The following is a 22,613-nucleotide window of genomic DNA, read 5'->3' on the forward strand; positions in this document are numbered from 1 at the left end:
GGTGGACTAGGCTCGACGGATGAGCGATTCCACCCCTTTGGACCGTGTACTGGGCTTCGTCAAAACAGTTGAAGCCGGCGGCGGAGCTGCTGAGCTGCGGCCCTTCCTTGCCGAGGACTTCAAGCTCACCGAGTGGCCGCATGCCTTGTCCAAGACAGGCTCCACCAGGACCCTCGCGGAAACGTTGGCCGGCGCCGACCACAGCAAGGAAATTGTTGCCAATCAGCGGTTTGACGTCGTCCGCACCACCAGCCAGGAAAATCGGGTAGTGCTGGAAATGAACTGGTCTGCCACGCTGCTCCTTGACCTGCCCCATTGGGATCGCGGCGACACCATCCGTGCCCGGAGCACCGCCGTTTTCGAGCTTCGCGAAGGTTTGATCATCAGCCAGGACACCTACGATTGCTACTACACAACGCCGGAATAGCTAGCGCATGGTGAAGCGTCGCTCCACCAAGCCTGCGACGGCGGGAACCTGAAGAGCCCTGGCGAAGAGCTTGTTTCTGGCGACCATGACATGAGGTGCCAGCGGTCGGCCGAGAGCCATGTTCAACCCGGCCTGTCTGGATGCCCGCAGAGCTGCACTCCGGCGTGACTTTTCGAAGTTCTTCAGAATTCGCCCCACATCGTCCCCCCGGAACGAAGTGCCCATGATGGGCGCGAGTGCAGCGGCGTCCAGCCATCCCAGGTTCATGCCCTGCCCTCCGATAGGGCTTATTTCGTGCGCAGCGTCCCCGAGAAGGACCAGACGGCCGTGAACCATCCGCTTCGCCAGCCGTGAACGCACTTCGAAGGCGCTCACCATCGTGTTGGTGCCGGCATCCAGTACCTCGCCCGTCCTGACCCCAACCAACTCAGCCAGCCCGGCCGCCGTCGAGCCATTGTCCGGCGCTCCCAGCCTTACCACCCACCTGCGCACGCCACCTGGCAGCGGAAACGACTCCACAATCCCCGCAGGCTCCAGAAACAGGACGGCGTCGCTCCCATGCCCGGTTGTATCCGCGAAGTCGCCCATGATGTAAGAGTCCGGATAGCTCCGGGACGGAAGGTGCGGCAGGACCCGCTGACGGAATAACGAATGCGCTCCATCAGCAGCCACCGCCAGGCTGGCACGGAGTTCACGTCTCCCTGAAGATGAGTCCGCCACGATGTGGACGGACCTGAAATCGTCCACTACCTCCTGAACATCGGCGCCGCGGATAATGGCCCCCGGGTCCAATGCCATCACCGTCTTCTCGAGGATGTTCTCCGTGATTGCTTGCGGCACTGCAAGTATGAACGGATATACGGGGTCGCCGTCGAACGCCAAGGTGGCAACCTTCTGCCGTTGGCTGTAGGCCACGCCCTGGCGGATATGGACCCCGGCCGCAATCAGCTCGTCGGCGACCCCGGCTCGCGCCAACTCCGCCAGCGCTGGAGGGTGGATGCCGATGGCCCGTGAACGGCCACTCCTGGTGATGCGGCGCTCGAGGATGCGGACCTGGTGCCCGCCCTGGAGCAACAACGCACCCATGAAGAGTCCCACCGGACCGGCACCGACAATCACAACGTCAAGCATGTTCTTGCCTTTGGTCCTGGGGCACGGCAAGGCGCCGCTCATGGACGAGCAAGTTATGCCACGGGCCGTTTCTTTCGACCCGCCATTCGTCGGGCACCGCTGATGCCAGTTCCGCCGCTGTATAGCTGCGCTTGATGGACGTCAGGCCATCACCCCAAATGTAGGAGCCCAGGCCCAAGGGCCAAAAGCCTGCAGCGAACAACAGGTAAGCGACATTGCTGCGATTGAGGTCATTGTGGAGGACAAGGCTTTTACTGAGCGACTCAGAGTCGCGCAGTACGCCTTCGAATTGCCCGGAGTCGAGGTGGTGGAGGATATGGTTCGAGATCACGATGTCGTAGGTCCGTGCCTCCCGAACGAGCTCGGAGCTGTGGGCCTGACGATAGGTAACTCCATCCACGCCTCGAGCCTGTGACGCGAATGCATACGCCCTGGCGTCGGGATCGATGGCTGTCACCTCGAGGGTGAAGCCATCCTGCTGAGCCCACAGCGCAAGGCGCCGGGCAACGTCTCCGCTGCCGCATCCGATGTCCAGCAGCGATCCTTTCGTGCCTGCCGTCAGCAGGGGCCGGATCCGTTGGTGGTAGGTGCCCCGCCACCCCGAAAGCAGGCTGTTGACCACCGGAAACCTGGCGTAGGTCTTATTGAGGCGTTCGGAGTCGCAGTCGGCCCTGTCCATCTCCTCAATTGCGTGCAGATCCCTGTCCTGCAGGGATCCCCATGGACTCACAGGGCAGGGGAGACCAGAGTAAAGAGGCCAGTCTCCACCGTCAGGCCCGGACCGAAAGCCATGGAACAGATGCGCTCCTCACGGTCCGTGGCTGGCTTCTCCATCATGTACTTCAGGACAAACAACACCGTGGCGCTGCTCATGTTGCCGTACTCGCGCAGTGTCTCCCGGGCAGGCACCAACTGTTCCTGTGTCAGCTCCAGCTTGGATTCCACCTTGTCCAGGATGCTGCGGCCACCGGGGTGGATGGCCCAATGTGTGATGTCCCTATAAGGGAGCCCGGCCAGCTGAGGCTCTTTCGCGAGAAGCGGCTCCAAGGCTCCGGTGATGTGTTCTTCGATGATGTGCGGAACGTACGAGCCCAGCACCATTTCGAATCCTTCGTCGCCGATGTTCCAGGCCATGGCTTCCTCGCCCACCGGGGTGAGGACAGTTTCGAAATGGTCCAGCCTGATCACCGGATCCGGCCCCTCCGGTTCACGGGCGGTGACGATTGCTGCCGCCGCGCCGTCGCCGAAAATGGCTGAGCCCATGATCGTGTCTGGATCATTCGAGGTCCTGACGTGAAGGGAACAGAGCTCAACACAGATCACCAGAACCACAGCCTTGGGATCGGCCATGCAGAACTGCTTGGCCGCTTTGAGTGCCGGGAAGGCGGCATAGCAGCCCATGAATCCGAGGTGGTACCGCTGCACAGCAGGGTTGAGCCCCAGGGCCCGGACCACCTTGTAGTCGGGTCCTGGATTGAAGAAGCCAGTGCAGGACACCGTAATGACGTGGGTGATGTCGTCCAGGTCGATGCCGGACGCTTGAGCCACAGCCGTCTTTCCTGCCTCCACGAAAAGCTTGGTGGCTTCGGTGGCGAAGATTTCGTTCCGGACCTTGGTGCTGGGGCTCAGGACCCTGTTGGTTTCGGGATCGAAGAACCTTGGATTCTCGGGATGGGCGTCAAGGCTGAGCTCTTCGACAGCGGTGTAGCGGGTGTCGATGGCTGCTGAATCAAAACAGGTGGTGACCAGACGCGTTCCCAGCCGGGTCAGGCCTGGCTGGGACGCAAAAACTTCGCGTGCTTGTTGCTGGACGAGGATGGTTGGCGGAACTGCGGTTTCAAGGGACCTCACGTATACCGGCATGCTTCATTCTTAGTGAGTAAACCTGTGAAGACAATGGCAGAATCAAACGTACTGACCGAGGTTGGTCAAGGTGAGCCAGGCGACGCCGACGGGGAACTGTTGGGCAGCGCCGCCTAACAGATGGAGAAATCATGACTTTTGCCGCGGGCGCTGACACGCAATCTCCCGATTCGCACGTTGCTGACACCCACGACCTGATCCGGGTTCAAGGTGCGCGTGAAAACAACCTGAAAGACGTCAGCATCGAGATTCCGAAGCGTCGGCTCACAGTGTTCACGGGCGTTTCCGGGTCCGGGAAGAGTTCGCTGGTATTCGCCACGATCGCTGCAGAATCGCAGCGCATGATCAACGAAACGTACAGCGCGTTCGTGCAAGGCTTCATGCCGTCCCTGGCCCGACCGGACGTTGACATGCTCGAAGGCCTGACGACGGCGATCATCGTGGACCAGGAGCGAATGGGGTCCAACCCGCGGTCAACGGTGGGTACGGCCACCGACGCCAACGCGATGTTGCGGATCCTGTTCAGCCGCCTGGGACACCCCCACATCGGCTCACCCAACGCCTACTCCTTCAACGTCCCGACAGTGAAGGCCAGCGGTGCCATCACTGTGGAGCGTGGCGAGGGCAAGACCAAGACTGAGAAGGCCTCCTTCAACCGCTTGGGTGGAATGTGTTCGCGCTGTGAGGGCATGGGTTCGGTCAACGACTTCGATCTGACCGCACTGTACGACGACAGCAAGTCCCTCAGTGAAGGCGCACTTACCATCCCGGGCTACACCATGGATGGCTGGTACGGACGCATCTTCAGCGGTTCGGGTTTCTTCAACATGGACAAGCCCATCGCCAAGTTCACCAAGAAAGAACTCCACGATCTCCTGTACCGTGAGCCCACCAAAATCAAGGTAGAGGGCATCAACCTTACTTACGAAGGCGTGATCCCCAAGATCCAGAAGTCCATGCTGAGCAAGGACGTCGACGCGCTCCAGCCGCACATCCGCGCGTTCGTTGAGCGGGCCATCACGTTCACCACGTGCCCTGAGTGCGAAGGAACGCGCCTGAGCCCCGAGGCAAGATCGTCGAAGATCAAGGGCAAGAGCATCGCAGACGTGTGCACCATGCAGATCAGCGACCTTGCCGTTTGGATCCGCGACCTCGACGAGCCTTCCGTTGCTCCGCTCCTGAAGGGACTCCAGCACCTCCTGGATTCCTTCGCCGAAATCGGACTGGGATACCTTTCCCTTGATCGGCCCGCCGGCACGTTGTCCGGGGGAGAGGCACAGCGGACCAAAATGATCCGGCACCTTGGCTCGTCCCTGACAGACATTACGTACGTCTTCGACGAACCCACCATTGGGCTGCACCCGCACGACATCGAGCGAATGAACCAGCTCCTGCTGCAGTTGCGGGACAAAGGAAACACCGTCCTGGTGGTGGAACACAAACCCGAGACGATCGCGATTGCCGATCACGTTGTGGACCTGGGACCGGGCGCCGGTACCGGTGGCGGCACCGTCTGCTTTGAGGGCGATCTTGACGGTTTGCGGGGGAGCGACACCATTACCGGTCGCCATCTCGACGATCGCGCCTCCATCAAGGAGGACGTCCGTTCGGCTGCCGGCAAACTTGAAGTCCGCGGCGCATCAACGAACAACTTGAAGGACGTCGACGTCGACATCCCCCTCGGCGTTCTCTGCGTGCTGACCGGCGTGGCAGGCTCCGGAAAAAGCTCCTTGATTCATGGATCGGTCGCAACCCGCGACGGTGTCCTCGTGATCGACCAGGGCGCCATCCGCGGGTCCCGCAGGAGCAATCCTGCCACCTACACGGGACTCCTGGAGCCGATCCGCAAAGCCTTCGCCAAGGCCAATGGCGTGAAGCCGGCGCTGTTCAGCTCTAACTCCGAAGGCGCCTGCCCCACCTGTAATGGCGCCGGCGTTATCTACACGGACCTCGGCGTCATGGCGACCGTTGAATCCACCTGTGAAGAGTGTGACGGAAAGCGCTTTCAGGCGTCAGTTCTGGAGTACAAACTGGGGGATCGAAATATTGCAGAGGTGCTTGCAATGTCTGTCAATGAGGCAGAGGGCTTCTTCAGCGAGGGGGAGGCACGCACCCCTGCCGCCCACAAGATCCTTGACCGCCTTGCCGATGTTGGCTTGGGCTACCTGACCCTCGGCCAGCCACTCACAACATTGTCCGGCGGTGAGCGCCAGCGCCTCAAGCTGGCAACGCAGATGTCCGAAAAGGGCGATATCTACATTCTGGACGAACCGACCACCGGCCTGCACTTGGCCGATGTCCAGAACTTGCTGGGAATGCTGGACCGATTGGTGGAGTCCGGCAAGTCAGTCATCGTCATCGAACATCACCAGGCTGTCATGGCTCACGCCGACTGGATCATTGACCTTGGTCCGGGCGCAGGACACGACGGCGGCAAGATTGTTTTCGCTGGCACGCCCGCCGAGCTTGTGGCTGGCAAGTCGACGCTCACCGGCAAGCACCTGGCCGCCTATGTGAGCGCCTGAGACCTTCTCGCGTGGCGGGCCGGCAGAGTCCATGCCGGCCCGGCTCCTTCCTGATCCCTTGCATCAGTAGGAGCCTCAATTCGCAGTGTCCCACTGAATGTGATGCCGATACACCCAATCAAAGTTGTCCGTGGACTTCCGTGCGATCCCACGGAAGACCACGGGCAGCACCAGGTCCTCGAAAACGCGCTTGAACTGGCCGCGGATCTTCGGCGCCGCATTTCTGCGCCCCCATTCGACCACCGATTCCGCCCGGGTCCTGCGTTCGTTCTCATAACGCGCCAGCGCCTCCGGAATTGCGTCCGGCTCCAGGCCCTGGAGCGAACGACCCAACGTGACCGCATCTTCGATTGCCATGGAAGCTCCCTGACCGGACGACGGCGACGCTGCATGGGCGGCATCGCCCACCAGAACAAGCCTCTCGCGGTGCCAGCGGGGAATGCTTGGAAAATCCGAGGTCGTGTAGGGCCTGATGATGTCATCCGTAGCGGCGATAATGGCCGCCATTATCGTACGGTCCCCGGCGACGAGCCTGGTCAACCAAGCTTTGCGGGCGCCGGCGTCCAAGGTGGCGGGATCTTCAGAGGACCGTTGCAGGGGATTGGCAAACCACCAGATCCGGCCGTCGGGATCCTGCATGTAGCAATAGAAGCAGCGCTTACCGAAAACCATCTTCATGCGCCCGGCCTCGACGTCCATCGGCCCGGGCTCCAGAACCCCGGCAGGGACTATGCCGCCCGTGTTGAGCAACGGAATGATCCTGGGCGCCGGCGACGTGGGGTCTATCAACGTTCTGACGCGTGAATGAAGGCCATCGGTACCAACCACAATGTCCCCACGTTCTGTGGTTCCGTCGTCGAACACTGCCCTCACGCCGTCGCGGTCTTCTTCCACCATGGTCAGCCGCTTGTTGTAAACGATGCGGATACCGAGCCGACCGGCTTCTTCCCTGAGCAAGCTGTACAGCTCGGAACGGGTCATCGTGCGGGCAGTGGTTCCGTCGGGCAGGGACCCGCCGAAGTCGAAGTCCATGAGGTGTTTGCCGTTACTTCCCAAGTACATGGACATGAGGGGAGTACTGAAACCCAAGTTGTCTGCTGCCGCTTTGAGACCGAGGGTTTCCAACGCATCGAAACCGTTGACGGCCACTGTCAGGAAGCCGCCGATACCATCCGACGGCGCTCCGTAAGCTTCGAAAATGACAGGTCGATGACCGGCCTTGTGCAGCGCTATGCCGCTGGAGAGTCCGGCAATACCAGCACCCACAACCATGCAATTCAACATCAGAGCCTCCAGATATATTTCGTTCGGTCGAACGAAATATATCGCTGAGACTCGGGTGCGTCAATCCTTTCGGAATCGCGAAATACCTTGCTAGCCTCTGAGGATGCACTCAGACGGCGACGCGGACGCTCGAAAGGCCCTGCTGGAAGCTGTTTTCGCTTCCGGCCGGGAACTATCGACGGCGGCCGTGATGTTCCACTCGAAACTCTCCGAACTCCGAGGGTTGTCCGCAACCGAAGGTAAAGCCATAGATATCCTGCTGCGGTTCGGGCCCATGACGGCAGGAGAATTCGGCCAGCATTCAGGCTTGGCGCCAGCCTCGGTGACCGGGCTGATGGAGCGGCTGGAAGGCAAAGGCATAGCCCGCAGGGTCAGGCATGACGAGGATAAACGGAAGGTATTGATAGAGCTGATCGGCGACCAGGTAACTGCCGCTACGCCACACTTCGTCGATTTCATGAGTGGATTGACGGGCTTACTTGAGGGCTACAGCAACGACGACCTGCGTGTCATCGCCGATTACTCCGCCAAGGCCGCGGAAATCCAGAAGAACGCAGCAGCGCGCTTGGGAAACGAAGCAGGCTGACGCTCAGCCCGACACCCCTCCCGAGCACTCGTTCATAACGCCGATAATCTACATTATGTAAAGTAAAGGGAATGAGTCTCCCCTGAGCCCGGCCAATTAACCGATGCTTCGGCAGTGGCCAGTCCTGTCGGAAGTCCTTATTGACCTTGTTGGTCCCCGGCGATGTTGACAAGCCACCCGATTCCGAACTTGTCGACGCACATCCCGAAGGTGTCTCCCCAGGGTGCCATTTCCAGCGGCACCGTCACGGTTCCGCCGTCGACCAGTTTGTCCCAGTAGCCACGGAGCTCGGCTTCATCGGCGGATTCCCCACTCAAGGAGACAGACATATTGTCGCCGGGGTTGTACTGCATGCCATTGGGGGTGTCAGCGGCCATCAGCGTCAACCCGCCCGGTGTCTCCAGCATGGCGTGCATGACCTTGTTGGCCTCGGCCGGGTCTTCACTGGCCTGATAGTCGCCGAATGTGCTGATGTTCAGTTCGCCACCGAAGACTGATTCGTAGAAGCTAATGGCATCGCGGGCGTTGTCCTGGAAAGAGATGTATGGATTGAGGCGGGTTGTCATTGGTCGGTTCTCCTCATGGTTGTGATGTGTGCGGCCGTGCTAGCAGCGCCGCGAGGCGCCTGTCCTACAAAGTTTCAGTCGCCGTCGTACGCCTTTTGCAAGGCGTTGATATCCAGTTTTCGCATCTTCAGCATTGCCTCCATTGCACGCCGTGAGCCTTCAGGATCCGGGCCGTTCAGCAGTCCGGTCAATGCTGTCGGGACAATCTGCCACGACAGGCCAAACTTGTCCTTCAGCCAGCCGCACATGCTCTCCTCACCCCCGGCAAGGAGGGCGCCCCAATACCGGTCGACTTCTTCCTGGGAATCGCAGTTGACTACCAGCGAAACTGCCTCGTTGAATGTGAAAGCCGGTCCCCCGTTGAGGCCCATGAACTGCCTGCCCTCAATCTCGAACTCGACGGTCAGGGCACCGCCATCAGGCCCCGGCATAACCTGCCCCATGGATGAGTTTCCGAAGGTAGACGTGTAGAACTCCGCGGCCTCAACCGCCTGGCCGTCGAACCATAAACACGTGGAAATCTTTTGCATCAACCACTCCTCAAGGATCTTGGGAAACGCTGGTCCCCCGACCGAGGCTAGTACCGCCGGTCGCCGCGCACAATGCACGACGGCGAATCCACCCGACGTCGGTTGTCCCACCGAACCACCGGGCTGCTGACAGTGAAAACCGCTAGTCCCCCGCGGTCCGGACCCGGCTGACCAGCCCCACGGTGTTGGCCTCACTGTCCTCAATGAACGCCATCCACTCTTCTGAATCCCGGGGTCCCAAGGTGTCGTCGTCATGGGTAAAAATCATGTGTGGCTCCGCGATGATCCTCACGCCCCGGTTCCGAAGTGCTGCCACGGTTCCGTGAAGGTCGCCCACCTCCAAATAGATCAGTGCCGAAGGCGCTCCCCTCTCCAGCAAGAGCCGGACACCGCCAACATCAAAGAACAGGAGTCCAGGGGGTTCGAACAGGGCACTCGGTTGGGCGTCCAGCAGCGCAGAGTAGAAAACTGCCGCGCGCTGCAGATCCTCGGCGTGCTGGGCCACTTGAATAAGTCTCAAGGCGTCCTCCTACGCTGGTTTGGTCCTTTGGCTCCTGTCATCATGGCTGTCACGCCCGTCAACAGGCAAGGAGGCGCCGCAGCCCGGACTTCGCCCCTTTGGCCCATGCCGGATAGTGTCAGGAGCATGCTTTCATCATCCAGATCGTGGATCCCGGCAGTACTTGCCGACGTCGTGTTGATCCTTGTATTCGCTGCTATCGGCCGGGACGCGCACGCACGGGGCGACATAGTCTCCGGCGCCTTCTCCACGGCGTGGCCATTCCTCGCCGGAGCAGTCATCGCCTGGGCAGTCTCACGCGCGTGGCGGGCCCCGTTTGCATTGTGGCCGTCCGGCGTAGCCATCTGGATCGGCGCGGTGCTTGTTGGGATGCTGCTGAGGGCCGCCACTGGCCAGACGGTAGTGCTGCCCTTCGTCATTGTGGCGACGATCAGCCTCGCGGTTTTCCTGCTCGGGTACCGTGCACTGGTTGCAGTGTTGGTGCGTGCAGCGCAGAGACGGCAACGCGGTGTTTGATCAAGTCGCGTCGCCGGAGAATGCACTACGCTGGAAACAGTCCGCAACGATGCTTTTCCGGAAAGGCCCCACGTGATCACCGCTTTCGTCCTGATCAAGACCGATGCCTCACGCATCCCGGAGACAGCTGAGCAAATCTCTGCCATTCAAGGCATCAGCGAGGTCTATTCCGTCACAGGCGAGTGGGACCTCATTGCGGTAGCCAGGGTCACTAAGCACGACGAGCTTGCGGACGTGATCGCCGACCGCCTTTCGAAGGTTGACTCGGTGGTCCACACCACCACCCACATTGCCTTCCGCGCCTACTCGCAACACGACCTTGACGCAGCCTTCGCACTGGGGTTCGAGTAACAGTTCGCGTTCTGGAAGCAGGAGGAATGCCCGAACTCAGCTCCGGCTGAGTTCGGTCCACTTCGCCAGCACTTGGGCAGCCTTGCCCGAATCAACGGATTCTGCTGCGCGGGCAAACGCATGACGCATACGCGAGATCAGGCTGCCGTCGGCGTGCAGATCAAAAGACACCAGTCCGGCTGCGGCATTGAGAAGGACTGCATCCCGTACCGGGCCGGTCTTCCCGTCAAGGACGTCCCGGACCACGCCTGCGTTTGCGGCGGCATCGCCGCCTCGAAGGTCGGCCACCGTTGATGGCACGATTCCGAGTTCCGACGGCGAGAACACCTGCTCAGTGACCGTTCCGTCCCTGATTTCCCAAACTGTCGATGGCCCGGTGGGCGTGAGTTCATCAAGGCCATCATCACCCCGGAAAACCAGTCCACGACTGCCGCGGCGCGCCAGGACTCCAGCCACGAGCGGTGCCATCCGGGCATTGGCTACACCGACGGCGGAAGCCTGTACGTGCGCCGGATTTGTCATAGGACCGAGGAAATTGAATGCCGTTGGAACGGCGAGTTCCCGGCGCGGGACAGCAGTGTGCCGGAAGGAGGGATGGAAGACCTGCGCGAAACAGAACGTGATTCCGGCCTCCTCCGCATTTCGGGCCACCTGTTCGATCGAAAGGTCCAAGCGGACGCCCAAGGCCTCCAGCACGTCCGCTGAGCCAGAGGTCGAAGAAGCGGCCCTGTTTCCATGCTTAACCACCTTGGCCCCGGCCCCGGCAGCCACAAGCGCTGCCATGGTGGAGATGTTCACGGTGTTCAACCGGTCTCCCCCGGTTCCCACGATGTCCAACTTCTGCCCGGAGATATCGATCGGGTTGGCGTGCTGCACCATCGCTTCAACCAAACCGGCCAACTCTTCGACAGTTTCGCCCTTGGCCCGCAGAGCTACCAGGAAGCCCGCGATCTGCGCCGGAGTCGCTTCGCCGGCCATGATGGTGTTCATGGCCCACTCTGTGTTGCCCACTGCAAGGTCGTCGCCGTTGATCAGTGCTGAGATGAGCCCTGGCCAGGTATTGCTGGCTGCAGGTGCCGATGCCGGAGAAGTCACTCCCTGATGCTATCGAGCCAGCCACGCCGATGACCAATGTGAACGCGGCCGGGAACTTTTCCGCGCGAATTCGCGTCTTTGTAGAAAAAGTCTCCCGAATCGGTGGTTTGCATTGGGAAGTCTGGACTTTTACAGACATAATGTCCTTGTGACATCTGCGACCCATGCCCCCAGTACCCCGGCGCACCCGACGCTGAACCGCCCCAACCTGGTTTCTGTTGGAACCGTTGTTTGGCTGTCCAGTGAGTTGATGTTCTTCGCCGGCCTCTTTGCCATGTACTTCACCCTGCGCTCCACATCCGGAATGATGTGGGCCGAGGAGACGGCCAAGCTCAACTTCCCGTTTGCGCTCGTCAACACCATCGTCCTTGTGGCAAGTTCGTTTACTTGCCAGATGGGCGTCTTTGCCGCCGAGCGGCTCGAACCCCGCCGCACGGGCGGCCCGCTCCAATTCACCCGCTGGGGCATGACTGAATGGTTTGTCCTTACCTTCATCATGGGTGCCTTCTTCGTAGCCGGGCAGACCACGGAATACGCCATGCTCGTCTCGGAGCACGTGTCCCTGTCGTCCAACGCCTACGGCTCCGCCTTCTACATGACAACAGGCTTCCACGGCCTGCACGTCATTGGCGGCCTGATCGCGTTCCTGTTCATCATCGGCCGTGCGTTTGCGGCTAAGAAGTTCGGGCACTTTGAAGCTACGTCGGCGATCGTCACCTCGTACTACTGGCACTTCGTTGACGTTGTGTGGATCGGCCTCTTCCTGGTCATCTACGTCCTCAAGTAAGCCCGGCTTTGACTCTTTTTCTACAAGAGGCAGAATTTCAAGAAGCGGCTCGCGGAGCCGACGCAGGATCGAATAAAGGAACCACCACGTGAAGGCACTCTCGCAGAAGCGACGTCACCCACTGGCAGCCATAGCGCTGCTGTTGATGGGCCTCCTCCTCACTGGTGGGCTCTACGCCGTTGCCACAACTGTCAACCAGGCCAAGGCCGACACCACAAGCTTCAGCGCAAGTGACGTAGAAGAAGGCGGCAAGCTCTTTGCCGCCAACTGCGCCACCTGCCACGGCATGGGTGCGTCCGGAACCCAGGACGGCCCCTCGCTGGTCGGCGTGGGTGCTGCTGCAGTTGACTTCCAAGTTGGTACCGGTCGTATGCCCATGCAGATGAGCGGACCGCAGGCCCAGCAGAAGCCCGCCCAGTTCAACGAGGAGCAGACCAAGCAGCTCTCTGCTTACGTTGCTTCCCTCGGCGCAGGCCCGGCCATCCCCGAGGAACACCTCCTGGACGGCAAGGGAGATGCAGCCAACGGTGGCGAACTCTTCCGAGTCAACTGCGCCATGTGCCACAACGCTGCCGCTGCCGGCGGCGCCCTGACCCGCGGTAAGTTTGCCCCCGCGTTGGCAGGTGTCAGCGCAGAGCACATCTACGAAGCCATGGCGACCGGCCCGCAGAACATGCCCGTCTTCAATGATTCCAACATCACGCCTGAAGACAAGCGCGACATCATCACCTTCCTGAAGACCATCGAAGCCAACGGTTCACCCGGTGGCGCCGACCTGGGTTCACTTGGACCCGTATCCGAAGGCCTGTTCGTTTGGGTTGCCGGCTTGGGTGTCATCATCGCATTCACGATCTGGCTGACGTCCCGTACGTCCTGATCCGGACACCACAAAAACTTCTGCTGCATGGTCAGCAGTTTGAAACTGAAAATAACTCGGCTCCGGCCGGGACAACGAGAGAAGGATGAGGCGAATTATGGGCAACCATAGTGACGGCAGTCCGAACCACTCGGGCACCGTAGCTACGGCTGGTCAGAATGAGGTGGAGAAGTTCCAGGATCCTGGACTCCCTCCGCATCGTTTGCGCCTGGCTGACACGGACCCGGTAGCCGCAAAGCGCGCCGAGCGTCAGGTAGCCATTCTGTTTGGCACCTCCGTCATCGGTACGCTGGTCTTCCTGGTGGCATACTTTGCCATCGACCTTGGCGACGACACCACCATTGCGACCATCCGTACCCAGAACCTTCTTCTGGGACTCGGTACGGCCTTCGCGATGCTTGGTATCGGCACCGGCATCGTGCACTGGGCCAAGGCCCTGATGCCCGATCACGAAGTGTCTGAAGAGCGCCACGCTATCCGTACCGAAGAAGATCGGCAGGCAGCAGTCCGGATCGTCGACGACATCGTCGATGAGACCGGCATCAAGCGCCGCCCGCTGATCCGCAACACCCTTCTTGGTGCCGTTGCGCTTGCCCCGCTGCCCGCTCTCGCCATCTTCGGCGACCTGGGACCGCGTCCTGACGATGCCTTGGCACACACCATGTGGGCTCCCCAGGACGGAAAACTCAAGCGCCTGACCCGCGACCCCGATGGCACCCCCATCAAGGCCTCGGACGTCACCATCGGCTCGGCCTTCCACGTCATCCCCGAAGGCCTCAACGAGCTCCACGAAGGCAAGCTGAACGAGAAGGCAAAAGCCGTCGTTCTGCTGATGCGCCTGGATCCCAACTCTTTGAACCCCTCCGAGGGCCGAGAAAGCTGGAGCTACAACGGAATCGTTGCCTACTCCAAGATCTGCACGCACGTCGGTTGCCCGGTTGCTCTCTATGAGCAGCAGACGCACCACCTTCTGTGCCCCTGCCACCAGTCCACTTTTGACCTTACGCAGGAATGCAAGGTCATCTTCGGACCGGCAAGCCGTCCGCTCCCCCAGCTGCCCATCGCAGTTGACGCAGAGGGCTACCTCGTCGCCACGAGCGACTTCAGAGAACCTGTAGGACCGAGTTACTGGGAGCGTGACGAGCATGAGCGCCTCATCAACAGCTGAAGCCCCCTTCGTTCCGAAGACCAAGGTTGGTAGTTTCACCAACTTCGTGGACGAGCGTGTGGGCGGCTCCGGCATCCTGCGTGAGTTCGGCCGGAAGGTGTTCCCCGACCACTGGTCGTTCATGTTCGGTGAGGTGGCGCTGTACTCCTTCGTCATCCTGCTGATGTCAGGTACATTCCTGACGTTCTTCTTCGATCCGTCGATGGCGGAAACCCATTACCAGGGTTCATACACTCCGCTGTATAACGTCGAAATGTCCGTTGCTTACAGCTCTTCGCTGAACATCTCGTTCGACGTCCGTGGCGGCCTGTTCATGCGCCAGGTACACCACTGGGCAGCCCTGCTGTTCGTGGCATCCCTTGGTGTTCACATGCTGCGCGTCTTCTTCACGGGTGCGTTCCGTAAGCCCCGCGAAATGAACTGGGTGGTGGGCGGCGTCCTGCTCATCCTGGCAATGGCAGCAGGCTTCACCGGCTACTCGCTCCCCGATGACCTGCTCTCCGGTAACGGTCTGCGCATCATCGACGGCGTGATCAAGTCGATCCCGGTCATCGGCACGTACACCTCGTTCTTCCTCTTCGGGGGAGAATTCCCGGGTACCGCCATCATTGGCCGCCTTTATGTCCTGCACATCCTGCTGGTCCCCGCGCTCATCCTGCTGATGATCGTGATCCACCTCTTCATGGTGGTTGTGCACAAGCACACCCAGTACCCCGGCCCCGGTCGCAACGACGGCAACGTCGTCGGCTACCCCCTCGGCCCGGTCTACGCAGCCAAGGCTGGTGGATTCTTCTTCATCGTCTTCGGCGTACTGGCACTCATGGCAGCCGCTTTCACGATCAACCCGATCTGGAACTACGGGCCCTATGACCCCTCTCCGGTTTCCGCTGGTACCCAGCCCGACTGGTACATCGGCTTTGTCGATGGTGCGCTGCGCCTCATGCCCGGCGTCATCAACGACTTCCACTTCGAGTGGGTCATCTTCGGACGTACCTTGACGTTGAACGTATTGCTTCCGGCACTTGTACCCGCCGGAATCATCTTCACTGTGCTGTTCATGTACCCGTGGATCGAACGCTGGATCACCAAGGACAACCGCGAACACCACGTTCTCGATCGTCCGCGCAACGCTCCTACCCGCACGGCGATCGGTGTTGCAGGGTTCACCTGGTACTGCGTGATGTGGGCTGCAGCTGGATCCGACCTTATTGCGACGCACTTCCACGTATCGCTGAACGACGTGACCTACTGGCTCCGGACGCTGTTCTTTATCGGCCCGATCCTTGCTTTCATCGTGACCAAGCGAATCGCTCTCGCGCTCCAGCGCAAGGACCGCGAAATTGCCTTGCACGGCCGTGAAACCGGACGAATTGTCCGGCTCCCCCACGGTGAGTTCATTGAGGTCCACGCTCCGCTTGACGAGTACAAGCGGTACAAGCTCGTTGGGTTCGAATCGCCGGCTCCCCTGCCGGCCGAACCGAACGAACATGGCGTTGTCACCCGTAAGGAAAAGCGCCGCGCGGCACTTTCCAAGTGGTTCTTCGAGGACCGCGTTGCCCCGGCAACTCCGGCAGAGCTCGAAGCCGCCCACGCACACGGCCACCACGAGGCCATTGCAGCTGGCGAAGACCAGAAGAGCCTGAGCCACTAGCGCTTAGCACTCAACATTGAAGTAGGGCCCGGTCCATCCGACCGGGCCCTGCTTTTTGTCTTCTTTAATGGACTGTCCGGGCCAAGCCCGTGGTGTTTGGCCCGGGAGCGACCCTTGGAGTGCTACTGGGTTCGGTATCCCGACGAATAGTTTCTCGTAGGCCGAACCCCTGGTCGCTGCAGGGGAACCCAAAGTTTGTAGCGGTCTGCCCGATAGTAGGAAACTGAATAGTCCACCATGGCGCGGGCGACGAAGGCGTGGCGCTGAATCTTGAGCAAGGGGGCACCGACGTCGACGTTGAGGAGTCTCGCGGTGGAGGGAGAGGCCGCTGTGGCCTCAATCATGTCCTCACCCCACTCCATGACCAAGCCGAAGCGTTCGCTCAAAACGTTGTACAGCGAGGTAGGTGGTGCCTCATCCAGCAGTCCCGGAACCCTGTGCGCCGGGATAAAGTTCTCGTCAACGCTCATTGGCTCGTTGTCGGCCAGCAGAAGTCGTCGGAAACGAACCAACGGGGTACCCTCCTCCAACTGGAGCTCCCGGGCGAGGAACGCACTGGCACCAATCTGTTCGAAACTCAGCACCTTGGCCGCAGGGACCATGCCTCGCCGCTGCATTTCCTCGCTATAGGAAGTGAGCTTGACTTGGAGATCAAGCTTTGGCTTTCTGACGAACGTTCCAAGCCCTACTACGCGCTCGATCACCTCTTCACCCACCAAGGCGTCGATGGCCTGACGAACGGTCATACGCGCCAGACCGAAGCGTTCCGAAAGATCCCTCTCCGACGGAAGCGCTGATCCAGGCGGGCAGGATTGCGCAATGAAGGCCCGGAGGATTTCACGCAATTGAACATAGATTGGCGTGCCGCTACTGCGGTCGATCTCGCCGGCAATGTTTGCCGCCTCAGGCACGGCAGCTGTCCAGCAAATGAGTCATGTATCAAGGATAATTCAGTGAGGCTTCAGGTCTAGACCACTGAACCGCGATGTGGAGCAGGCACTCCCCCTGAGGCTACGCTGGTATGGATCATTTTCTGACGGGACACCGTCATAACAAAGGAGTTGGGTTGCCGGAGCAGAAGGCCTTCGTTGCCGCCGAAATCGGATTGCACGCCCGGGCGGCCGCGGTATTCGTCCGCGCCGTCACCGAAACCGGTATGCCGGTCACCATTCGAAAGCAGGGTGGTCAACCAGTCGACGCCCGCTCCCTACTTGAGGTCATGACCGAAGACTTCGGTCACGGCTGTGAAGTCTATCTAGAGGTGCAACCAGGTGCCCTCAGCGCCGAACAGACGCTGTCGGGAGCCGAGAATGCGCTGATCGCCCTCTCGGCCGTTCTTGAGGCCATAGAGGCCCGCTGAGAGGTACTACCCGCCCCAGGCTGAACGACCTCGTGCCGGATCCTCGGCATGAGCTTAAAGAGAATGGGCCCCACCGTGAGGTGGGGCCCATTCTTCTGTCTTGCTGACTATTAGTGTGCGTGGTCGCCGCGGCTGTATTCGAAAACCCAACCGACCAATGCCACCAGGGCGAGGCCACCGGCGACGTAGGTTACCCAGAAGCCAATGGCGAGGCCGAGGAATCCGCCGGCACATGCCAGGCCGAGGACCAGGGGCCACCAGCTCCAAGGGCTGAAGTGGCCCTGTTCGCCTGCACCCTCATGAACTTCAGCATCCGGACGGTCCTCCGGACGAAGGCCAATCCGCTTGCCGGTGAAGCCAAGGTAGGCGCCGATCATGCCCGCGAGACCGCCAACCAGGAGGATGCCCAGGACACCTACCCACTCAGACCATTCGGTCAGGAAGCCATAAGCAATGGCTACGGGGACGAAGAAGAAGACTCCGGCTCCGAAGAGCCACGATTCAATTTTCATTTGTTGACGTCCCTTTGGTCGGCGTTACCCAAGACAGCTGCTGCGGGCGACGGGGCCTCGGCAGTGTGAACCTGGGCCAACTCCGGGTGGTGAAGGTCCAGAGCCGGGCGCTCGGAGCGGATACGGGGCAAGGAGGTGAAGTTGTGGCGCGGCGGCGGGCAGGACGTTGCCCATTCCAGCGAAGCACCAAAGCCCCAGGGGTCATCGACTTCAACCTTCTTGTTGCTGCGCCACGTGATGTAGACGTTCCAGAAGAACGGCAGCAGCGATGCGCCCAGTACGAAGGAGGAAATAGTGGAGAACTGGTTCATCCACGTGAAGTTATCCTGCGGCATGTAGTCGGCGTATCGACGCGGCATGCCTTCCACACCCAGCCAGTGCTGGATAAGGAACGTGCCGTGGAAGCCCAGGAACAGCAGCCAGAAGTGAATCTTGCCGAGACGTTCGTTGAGCATCTTGCCGGTCCACTTGGGCCACCAGAAGTAGAACCCTGCGAACATCGCGAACACGACCGTACCGAAGACCACGTAGTGGAAGTGGGCAACCACGAAGTAGGAGTCCGAGACGTGGAAGTCCAGCGGCGGGGAGGCCAGGATGATACCCGTCAGTCCACCGAAGAGGAACGTCACCAGGAAGCCGATGCTCCAGAGCATCGGCGTCTCGAAGGTGATGGAGCCCTGCCACAACGTACCGATCCAGTTGAAGAACTTCACACCGGTTGGGACTGCAATCAGCATGGTCATGAACGCGAAGAACGGCAGCAGCACCGATCCGGTCACATACATGTGGTGTGCCCACACCGTGACGGAGAGCGCAGCAATGGCGATGGTCGCATAGACCAGGCCCTTGTAGCCAAAGATGGGCTTGCGGCTGAAGACGGGGAAGATCTCGGAGACGATGCCGAAGAACGGCAACGCGATGATGTACACCTCAGGGTGTCCGAAGAACCAGAACAGGTGCTGCCAGAGGACGGCACCGCCGTTTTCGGGATCAAAGATGTGGGCGCCGAAGCGGCGGTCGGCACCGAGAGCAAACAGTGCTGCTGCCAGCGGCGGGAAGGCCATCAGGACCAGGATCGCAGTGACGAGGGTGTTCCAGGTGAAGATCGGCATGCGCCACATGGTCATGCCCGGTGCGCGCATGCAGATGATGGTGGTGATGAAGTTGACGGCACCAAGGATGGTTCCGAAACCGGAGAGCGCAAGTCCAAAGACCCACAAGTCACCACCGACGCCCGGACTGAATGTCGTGTTGGACAACGGAGCATAGGCGAACCAGCCAAAGGACGCAGCACCCTGCGGGGTGATGAAGCCGGAGACCGCGATGGTGGAGCCGAACAGGAAGAACCAGAAAGCCAAGGCGTTCAAGCGCGGGAAGGCGACGTCGGGGGCGCCAATCTGCAACGGCATAATGACGTTCGCGAAGCCGGCAAAGAGCGGCGTTGCGAACATCAGGAGCATCACAGTGCCGTGCATCGTGAACATCTGGTTGTACTGCTCTTTGGTCTGCAGGATCTGCATTCCGGGTTCGAACAGTTCAGCGCGGATCAACAGCGCCATGACGCCACCGAGGCAGAAGAACACGAAGGACGCGATCAGGTACATGTACCCGATGGTTTTGTGGTCGGTGGAGGTGATCCAGTTGACGACGATGCGCCCCTTGGATTTAGGAACTACGGGAGCGTCTAGGACCCCCGCGGCGGATTGAGTGTACGTAGCCACGTCGCTCCCCTTACTTGGTTTCGTTCAGGTTCGGGTTGCGGTCGTATTCCGCACCGAGGAGGCCCGTGTTGCCTTCCTGGCGAAGCTTGTCCATGTGTGCCTGGAACTCAGACTCGGAGACAACCTTGACGCGGAAAAGCATTTCGGAGTGGTATTCACCGCAGAGTTCGGCACACTTACCGTCGAAGGTGCCTTCCTTGGTGGGCGTGAACCTGATGTAGTTCGTCTTGCCAGGGATCATGTCGCGCTTCTGGAGGAACGCGGGGACCCAGAATGAATGGATGACGTCGCGGGAGTTCAGCTCCAGGTCCACGGACTTGCCAACGGGCAAGTAGAGAGTGGGGAGAAGTTCCTTGTTGACATCGTTGCCGGTCAGGTGCGCCTGGACGCCGGCCTCGTGGAGGTCTTCATTGATGACCTCGCCCTTTTTGTAGTTGAAGTCCCAGGCCCACTGCTTGCCGCGGACGTCGACAACGACGTCGGCAGGCTGCGAGCGGTCATCGATCGCGCGCTGGTCCTGGTCGGTGAAGTAGAAGAACACCAGCACCATGAACAGCGGGATGGTCAAGTAGAAGACCTCGAGCGGCAGGTTGTAGCTGAGCTGCTTCGGGAAACCCGTGGTGCCCTTGCGGCGGCGGTAAGCGATGATGCACCAGACCAGAAGGCCCCACGTGATGATACCGACTGCCAAGGCGGCGATCCATGAGTTGACCCAGAGGTCCATGATCCGGTCAGTGTGGTTGGTCGTGCCGCGCTCTGTAGGCAGCCAACCCTTCTCTACCTCTGGTGAACATCCGGTCAAAACCAACGCGCCGGCGAGTGCCAAGCCAGTGATCGATGTGATCTTTATGCGTCGGCTGCCGGTTCGGTTCTGCGAACTCACAGACGGCCCTTCCTCTTGTTGCTGTCTCCCGGCAGGCCGAAGGCTCACCGGGCACACTAAAAAGTTTTACTACCCGATGTAGAGCTTACCGCTATCAAGCGGATTTCGCGCACATGTCAGCGCCGTGGCTCCGAACGGTTTCAAACCAGTCCGAAGGGGCGCCGACATGCGGCGATGGCTCACATCAGTGGAACGAATCGCCGCAGGCGCATGACCCGCCGGCATTCGGGTTATCGATGGTGAAACCTTGCTTCGAAATGGTGTCCTCGAAGTCGATGCTGGCGCCGCTGAGGTAGGGAACGCTCATCTTGTCTACTACGACCTCAACGCCGTCGTAGTCGCGCACAGCGTCTCCGTCGAGCATGCGCTCATCGAAGTAAAGCTGGTAGATCAGGCCGGAGCATCCTCCAGGCTGGACTGCAACGCGCAGCCGAAGGTCGGTACGCCCTTCCTGCTCGAGGAGGCTGCGGACCTTGCCTGCGGCGACGTCGGTCAGATTGACCTCGTGCGTGGGCAGTTCGTCGTTGGAGACGACCTGTGCTCCGGTGCTGTTTTCGTTGGTTGCAGTGCTCATTGGCCTACCTTCTTATGAAGCTCTTGGAGGCCGCGCCGGGACGCTGCCTGCCCTTACCCAATTACGTACGGGTTATAGCTAATGCTACGTCGCACAGACGCTTAGCTATAACTCCTGACGTAACCACAGACAGCATTTCGTTGTTCCCGGCGCGCCGCGCAGCCATCCTAGGCTAGTCCCCGAGCCCGTCGGCATTAAGCCGGGCGAGCATCAATGCCTCAGCCAACACTGCATGGCGGAAATCGCCGATGTGCAGCGATTCGTTGGCACTGTGCGCCCGGGAATCGGGGTCTTCCACTCCGGTCACCAGGATCTGGGCTTCCGGATACAAGTCCAGGAGATCGGCAATGAACGGTATGGAACCGCCGATTCCCGTTTCCACGGGCTGTACTCCCCACGACTCACCCAGCGCCCAGAGCGCCACGCGCGCGGCAGCCGAGGAGGTGTCTGTGGAGAAAGCGTTGCCCCGCTCCCCCGGACTGAAAGTCACCTTGGCCCCAAAGGGCGCATGCGCTTCCACATGCCGCTTCAAAGCATCCATCGCGGCTTCCGGGTCCTGCCCAGGGGCCAGCCTCATGCTGAACTTCGCACGGGCAGCGGGAATTAGGGTGTTGGAGGCAACGTCAACGGAGGGGACGTCCATGCCGATGATGGACAGTGCCGGCTTGGTCCACAGACGTGAGGCGATTGTCCCGCTGCCGGCGAGCTTCACGCCGTCGAGCACTGATGCATCAGCACGGTAGTCCGCCTCGGCAAGATCGACCGCCACGTCATCGCGTGCCACCAGGCCTTCGACAGCAACGTTGCCGTCGTCGTCGTGAAGGGTCGCAATGAGGCGCGACAAAAGCGTGGGGGCATCGAGTACCGGCCCACCAAACATGCCGGAATGGACCGCATGGTCCAGGACGCGCACCTCGAACGTTCCGTCCACCAGACCCCGGAGGCTGGTGGTCAGGGCGGGAACACCCACCTTCCAGTTACTGGAGTCGGCGACCACAATGACGTCGGCCCGCAGGAGCTCCTGGTGTTCCTCGAGGAACGTACGGAAGGTAGGCGACCCTGCCTCTTCCTCACCTTCGAAGAAGAACGTCACGCCAAGTCCAAACTCTTCACCCAGAACCTTGGTCACGGCACTGTAGGCGGCCAAGTGGGCCATGATTCCGGCTTTGTCGTCGGCAGCACCACGGCCATAGAGCCGGCCGTCGCGTTCTTCGGCGACGAAGGGCTCCGAGTTCCACAGGCTCCTGTCCCCCGGGGGTTGGACATCGTGGTGGGCGTACAGCAGGATTGTTGGCTTGCCGTCGGCGGCTGGACGACGCGCGACGACGGCAGGGCCACCGGGGGTTCCGTCGGCTTTGCTGCTGCGCAGAATGTGCACTTCTTCCATCCCCGAGGCCTCGACCATGGCAGCCACTGCTTCGGCGCTTCGATCGAGTTCGATCGGGTCAAAACTGGCCCATGCAATGCCCGGAATGCCGACGAGTTCCTTAAGGGATTCCATCGTGCTTTCGAAGGAATCGTTAACCGCTGCTGTGAGTGCTTCGACCGGAGTTTCGCCGGAGTGCCCTTGCTTGTTCTGCGGGATCTCCGCATGTGCTGAAGTCATGGCCACACTTTACCGCCGGGGATTCGTCCGCCAGGGCAGGCGCGGCCCGGCGCGATCAAGGCCGGGCATACGGAGGCGTA

Annotated in this window: 24 protein-coding genes; 10 read left to right on the top strand and 14 right to left on the bottom strand. The window is 60.6% G+C overall.

Features of this window, described 5'->3' with window-relative positions; all coding sequences use genetic code 11:
- The first annotated feature begins 19 nt into the window (after positions 1-19).
- Positions 20-427, top strand: a complete 408-nt coding sequence (locus J3D46_RS16960) for a nuclear transport factor 2 family protein (protein WP_231340125.1) — start codon at positions 20-22, stop codon at positions 425-427.
- On the opposite strand, the gene J3D46_RS16965 is transcribed toward J3D46_RS16960, so the two are convergent.
- From J3D46_RS16965 to J3D46_RS16975, 3 genes are read right to left on the bottom strand one after another with little or no spacing between them, the layout of a single operon-like run.
- Positions 428-1,558 (bottom strand): NAD(P)/FAD-dependent oxidoreductase, encoded by a 1,131-nt coding sequence (locus J3D46_RS16965; RefSeq protein ID WP_253468270.1) that lies wholly within the window; start codon positions 1,556-1,558, stop codon positions 428-430.
- Entirely contained in the window at positions 1,551-2,237 is a 687-nt protein-coding gene (locus J3D46_RS16970; RefSeq protein ID WP_256491484.1) for a class I SAM-dependent methyltransferase, read from the bottom strand. Before J3D46_RS16970 ends, J3D46_RS16965 begins: the two co-directional genes overlap by 8 nt.
- A gap of 47 nt (positions 2,238-2,284) precedes the next feature.
- A complete protein-coding gene (locus tag J3D46_RS16975; RefSeq protein WP_231340122.1) occupies positions 2,285-3,421 on the bottom strand; it encodes a type III polyketide synthase in 1,137 nt (378 codons plus the stop codon).
- Between the two features lie 131 nt (positions 3,422-3,552).
- On the opposite strand from J3D46_RS16975, the gene J3D46_RS16980 reads away from it, so the two are divergent.
- Positions 3,553-5,946, top strand: a complete 2,394-nt coding sequence (locus J3D46_RS16980) for an excinuclease ABC subunit UvrA (protein WP_253468272.1) — start codon at positions 3,553-3,555, stop codon at positions 5,944-5,946.
- A 75-nt stretch (positions 5,947-6,021) separates the two neighbouring features.
- On the opposite strand, the gene J3D46_RS16985 is transcribed toward J3D46_RS16980, so the two are convergent.
- Positions 6,022-7,230 (bottom strand): NAD(P)/FAD-dependent oxidoreductase, encoded by a 1,209-nt coding sequence (locus J3D46_RS16985; RefSeq protein ID WP_253468273.1) that lies wholly within the window; start codon positions 7,228-7,230, stop codon positions 6,022-6,024.
- 103 nt (positions 7,231-7,333) lie between these two features.
- Here J3D46_RS16985 and J3D46_RS16990 point away from each other — a divergent pair, with 103 nt between their 5' ends.
- Positions 7,334-7,816, top strand: a complete 483-nt coding sequence (locus J3D46_RS16990; RefSeq protein WP_253468274.1) for a MarR family transcriptional regulator — start codon at positions 7,334-7,336, stop codon at positions 7,814-7,816.
- 137 nt (positions 7,817-7,953) lie between these two features.
- Here J3D46_RS16990 and J3D46_RS16995 read toward each other — a convergent pair whose 3' ends face one another.
- The 3 genes from J3D46_RS16995 to J3D46_RS17005 all read right to left on the bottom strand — a co-directional run bounded on the left by J3D46_RS16995 (position 7,954) and on the right by J3D46_RS17005 (position 9,432).
- Positions 7,954-8,382, bottom strand: coding sequence for a VOC family protein (locus tag J3D46_RS16995; protein ID WP_253468275.1), 429 nt, complete (start codon positions 8,380-8,382; stop codon positions 7,954-7,956).
- A 74-nt stretch (positions 8,383-8,456) separates the two neighbouring features.
- Positions 8,457-8,912, bottom strand: a complete 456-nt coding sequence (locus tag J3D46_RS17000) for a VOC family protein (protein WP_253468276.1) — start codon at positions 8,910-8,912, stop codon at positions 8,457-8,459.
- Between the two features lie 142 nt (positions 8,913-9,054).
- A complete protein-coding gene (locus J3D46_RS17005; RefSeq protein WP_253468277.1) occupies positions 9,055-9,432 on the bottom strand; it encodes a VOC family protein in 378 nt (125 codons plus the stop codon).
- Between the two features lie 126 nt (positions 9,433-9,558).
- Between J3D46_RS17005 and J3D46_RS17010 the strand changes: the two genes are divergently transcribed.
- Both J3D46_RS17010 and J3D46_RS17015 read left to right on the top strand, forming a co-directional pair.
- On the top strand, positions 9,559-9,948 hold the full coding sequence (locus J3D46_RS17010; RefSeq protein ID WP_253468278.1) for a DUF3054 domain-containing protein: 390 nt from the start codon (positions 9,559-9,561) through the stop codon (positions 9,946-9,948).
- Positions 9,949-10,020: 72 nt separating this feature from the next.
- Positions 10,021-10,299: an Lrp/AsnC family transcriptional regulator gene (locus tag J3D46_RS17015; RefSeq protein WP_144648325.1), complete on the top strand. Its 279-nt coding sequence runs from the start codon at positions 10,021-10,023 to the stop codon at positions 10,297-10,299.
- 36 nt (positions 10,300-10,335) lie between these two features.
- On the opposite strand, the gene trpD is transcribed toward J3D46_RS17015, so the two are convergent.
- Entirely contained in the window at positions 10,336-11,394 is a 1,059-nt protein-coding gene (gene trpD / locus J3D46_RS17020) for an anthranilate phosphoribosyltransferase (RefSeq protein WP_253468279.1), read from the bottom strand.
- Between the two features lie 148 nt (positions 11,395-11,542).
- Between trpD and J3D46_RS17025 the strand changes: the two genes are divergently transcribed.
- The 4 genes from J3D46_RS17025 (at position 11,543) to J3D46_RS17040 (ending at position 15,877) form a co-directional block, all read left to right on the top strand.
- The gene (locus tag J3D46_RS17025) at positions 11,543-12,181 is read left to right on the top strand and encodes a heme-copper oxidase subunit III (protein WP_253468280.1); all 639 of its coding nucleotides are present in this window, start codon (positions 11,543-11,545) and stop codon (positions 12,179-12,181) included.
- 88 nt (positions 12,182-12,269) lie between these two features.
- Complete coding sequence (locus J3D46_RS17030; RefSeq protein ID WP_253468281.1) at positions 12,270-13,058, top strand: c-type cytochrome; 789 nt, start codon at positions 12,270-12,272, stop codon at positions 13,056-13,058.
- A gap of 97 nt (positions 13,059-13,155) precedes the next feature.
- Entirely contained in the window at positions 13,156-14,226 is a 1,071-nt protein-coding gene (locus J3D46_RS17035; protein ID WP_231340112.1) for a ubiquinol-cytochrome c reductase iron-sulfur subunit, read from the top strand.
- On the top strand, positions 14,204-15,877 hold the full coding sequence (locus J3D46_RS17040; RefSeq protein ID WP_231340111.1) for a ubiquinol-cytochrome c reductase cytochrome b subunit: 1,674 nt from the start codon (positions 14,204-14,206) through the stop codon (positions 15,875-15,877). The genes J3D46_RS17035 and J3D46_RS17040 overlap by 23 nt, the downstream gene beginning before the upstream one ends.
- Positions 15,878-15,999: 122 nt before the next feature.
- On the opposite strand, the gene J3D46_RS17045 is transcribed toward J3D46_RS17040, so the two are convergent.
- Positions 16,000-16,788 (bottom strand): GntR family transcriptional regulator, encoded by a 789-nt coding sequence (locus J3D46_RS17045; protein WP_231340110.1) that lies wholly within the window; start codon positions 16,786-16,788, stop codon positions 16,000-16,002.
- Positions 16,789-16,943: 155 nt separating this feature from the next.
- Between J3D46_RS17045 and J3D46_RS17050 the strand changes: the two genes are divergently transcribed.
- Positions 16,944-17,237 (top strand): HPr family phosphocarrier protein, encoded by a 294-nt coding sequence (locus J3D46_RS17050; RefSeq protein ID WP_231340109.1) that lies wholly within the window; start codon positions 16,944-16,946, stop codon positions 17,235-17,237.
- A 110-nt stretch (positions 17,238-17,347) separates the two neighbouring features.
- Here the strand turns inward: J3D46_RS17050 and J3D46_RS17055 are convergent, their stop codons facing one another.
- The 5 genes from J3D46_RS17055 to J3D46_RS17075 form a co-directional block, all read right to left on the bottom strand.
- Positions 17,348-17,749 (bottom strand): cytochrome c oxidase subunit 4, encoded by a 402-nt coding sequence (locus J3D46_RS17055; RefSeq protein WP_231342844.1) that lies wholly within the window; start codon positions 17,747-17,749, stop codon positions 17,348-17,350.
- A complete protein-coding gene (ctaD, locus tag J3D46_RS17060) occupies positions 17,746-19,470 on the bottom strand; it encodes a cytochrome c oxidase subunit I (RefSeq protein WP_159699372.1) in 1,725 nt (574 codons plus the stop codon). Before ctaD ends, J3D46_RS17055 begins: the two co-directional genes overlap by 4 nt.
- 10 nt (positions 19,471-19,480) lie before the next feature.
- Positions 19,481-20,353 (bottom strand): cytochrome c oxidase subunit II, encoded by an 873-nt coding sequence (gene coxB, locus J3D46_RS17065; protein ID WP_159699369.1) that lies wholly within the window; start codon positions 20,351-20,353, stop codon positions 19,481-19,483.
- A 184-nt stretch (positions 20,354-20,537) separates the two neighbouring features.
- Entirely contained in the window at positions 20,538-20,927 is a 390-nt protein-coding gene (locus J3D46_RS17070; protein WP_090821577.1) for an iron-sulfur cluster assembly accessory protein, read from the bottom strand.
- Positions 20,928-21,099: 172 nt separating this feature from the next.
- Complete coding sequence (locus J3D46_RS17075) at positions 21,100-22,533, bottom strand: dipeptidase (protein ID WP_231342847.1); 1,434 nt, start codon at positions 22,531-22,533, stop codon at positions 21,100-21,102.
- Positions 22,534-22,613 lie beyond the last annotated feature (80 nt).

Source organism: Paenarthrobacter sp. A20 (genome assembly GCF_024168825.1).
In the GTDB taxonomy this organism is placed as follows: domain Bacteria; phylum Actinomycetota; class Actinomycetes; order Actinomycetales; family Micrococcaceae; genus Arthrobacter.

What these genes read in the sequence shown, in the direction of transcription:
- J3D46_RS17010 (WP_253468278.1), top strand. Translation starts at nt 9,559, where the DNA reads ATGCTTTCATCATCCAGATCGTGGATCCCGGCAGTACTTGCCGACGTC.
- J3D46_RS16985 (WP_253468273.1), bottom strand. Translation starts at nt 7,230, where the DNA reads ATGTTGAATTGCATGGTTGTGGGTGCTGGTATTGCCGGACTCTCCAGC.
- J3D46_RS16965 (WP_253468270.1), bottom strand. Translation starts at nt 1,558, where the DNA reads ATGCTTGACGTTGTGATTGTCGGTGCCGGTCCGGTGGGACTCTTCATG.
- J3D46_RS17070 (WP_090821577.1), bottom strand. Translation starts at nt 20,927, where the DNA reads ATGAGCACTGCAACCAACGAAAACAGCACCGGAGCACAGGTCGTCTCC.
- J3D46_RS17040 (WP_231340111.1), top strand. Translation starts at nt 14,204, where the DNA reads ATGAGCGCCTCATCAACAGCTGAAGCCCCCTTCGTTCCGAAGACCAAG.
- J3D46_RS17035 (WP_231340112.1), top strand. Translation starts at nt 13,156, where the DNA reads ATGGGCAACCATAGTGACGGCAGTCCGAACCACTCGGGCACCGTAGCT.
- J3D46_RS16995 (WP_253468275.1), bottom strand. Translation starts at nt 8,382, where the DNA reads ATGACAACCCGCCTCAATCCATACATCTCTTTCCAGGACAACGCCCGC.
- J3D46_RS16975 (WP_231340122.1), bottom strand. Translation starts at nt 3,421, where the DNA reads ATGCCGGTATACGTGAGGTCCCTTGAAACCGCAGTTCCGCCAACCATC.
- J3D46_RS16960 (WP_231340125.1), top strand. Translation starts at nt 20, where the DNA reads ATGAGCGATTCCACCCCTTTGGACCGTGTACTGGGCTTCGTCAAAACA.
- J3D46_RS16980 (WP_253468272.1), top strand. Translation starts at nt 3,553, where the DNA reads ATGACTTTTGCCGCGGGCGCTGACACGCAATCTCCCGATTCGCACGTT.
- J3D46_RS16990 (WP_253468274.1), top strand. Translation starts at nt 7,334, where the DNA reads ATGCACTCAGACGGCGACGCGGACGCTCGAAAGGCCCTGCTGGAAGCT.
- J3D46_RS17075 (WP_231342847.1), bottom strand. Translation starts at nt 22,533, where the DNA reads ATGACTTCAGCACATGCGGAGATCCCGCAGAACAAGCAAGGGCACTCC.
- J3D46_RS16970 (WP_256491484.1), bottom strand. Translation starts at nt 2,237, where the DNA reads ATGGACAGGGCCGACTGCGACTCCGAACGCCTCAATAAGACCTACGCC.
- J3D46_RS17000 (WP_253468276.1), bottom strand. Translation starts at nt 8,912, where the DNA reads ATGCAAAAGATTTCCACGTGTTTATGGTTCGACGGCCAGGCGGTTGAG.
- J3D46_RS17055 (WP_231342844.1), bottom strand. Translation starts at nt 17,749, where the DNA reads ATGAAAATTGAATCGTGGCTCTTCGGAGCCGGAGTCTTCTTCTTCGTC.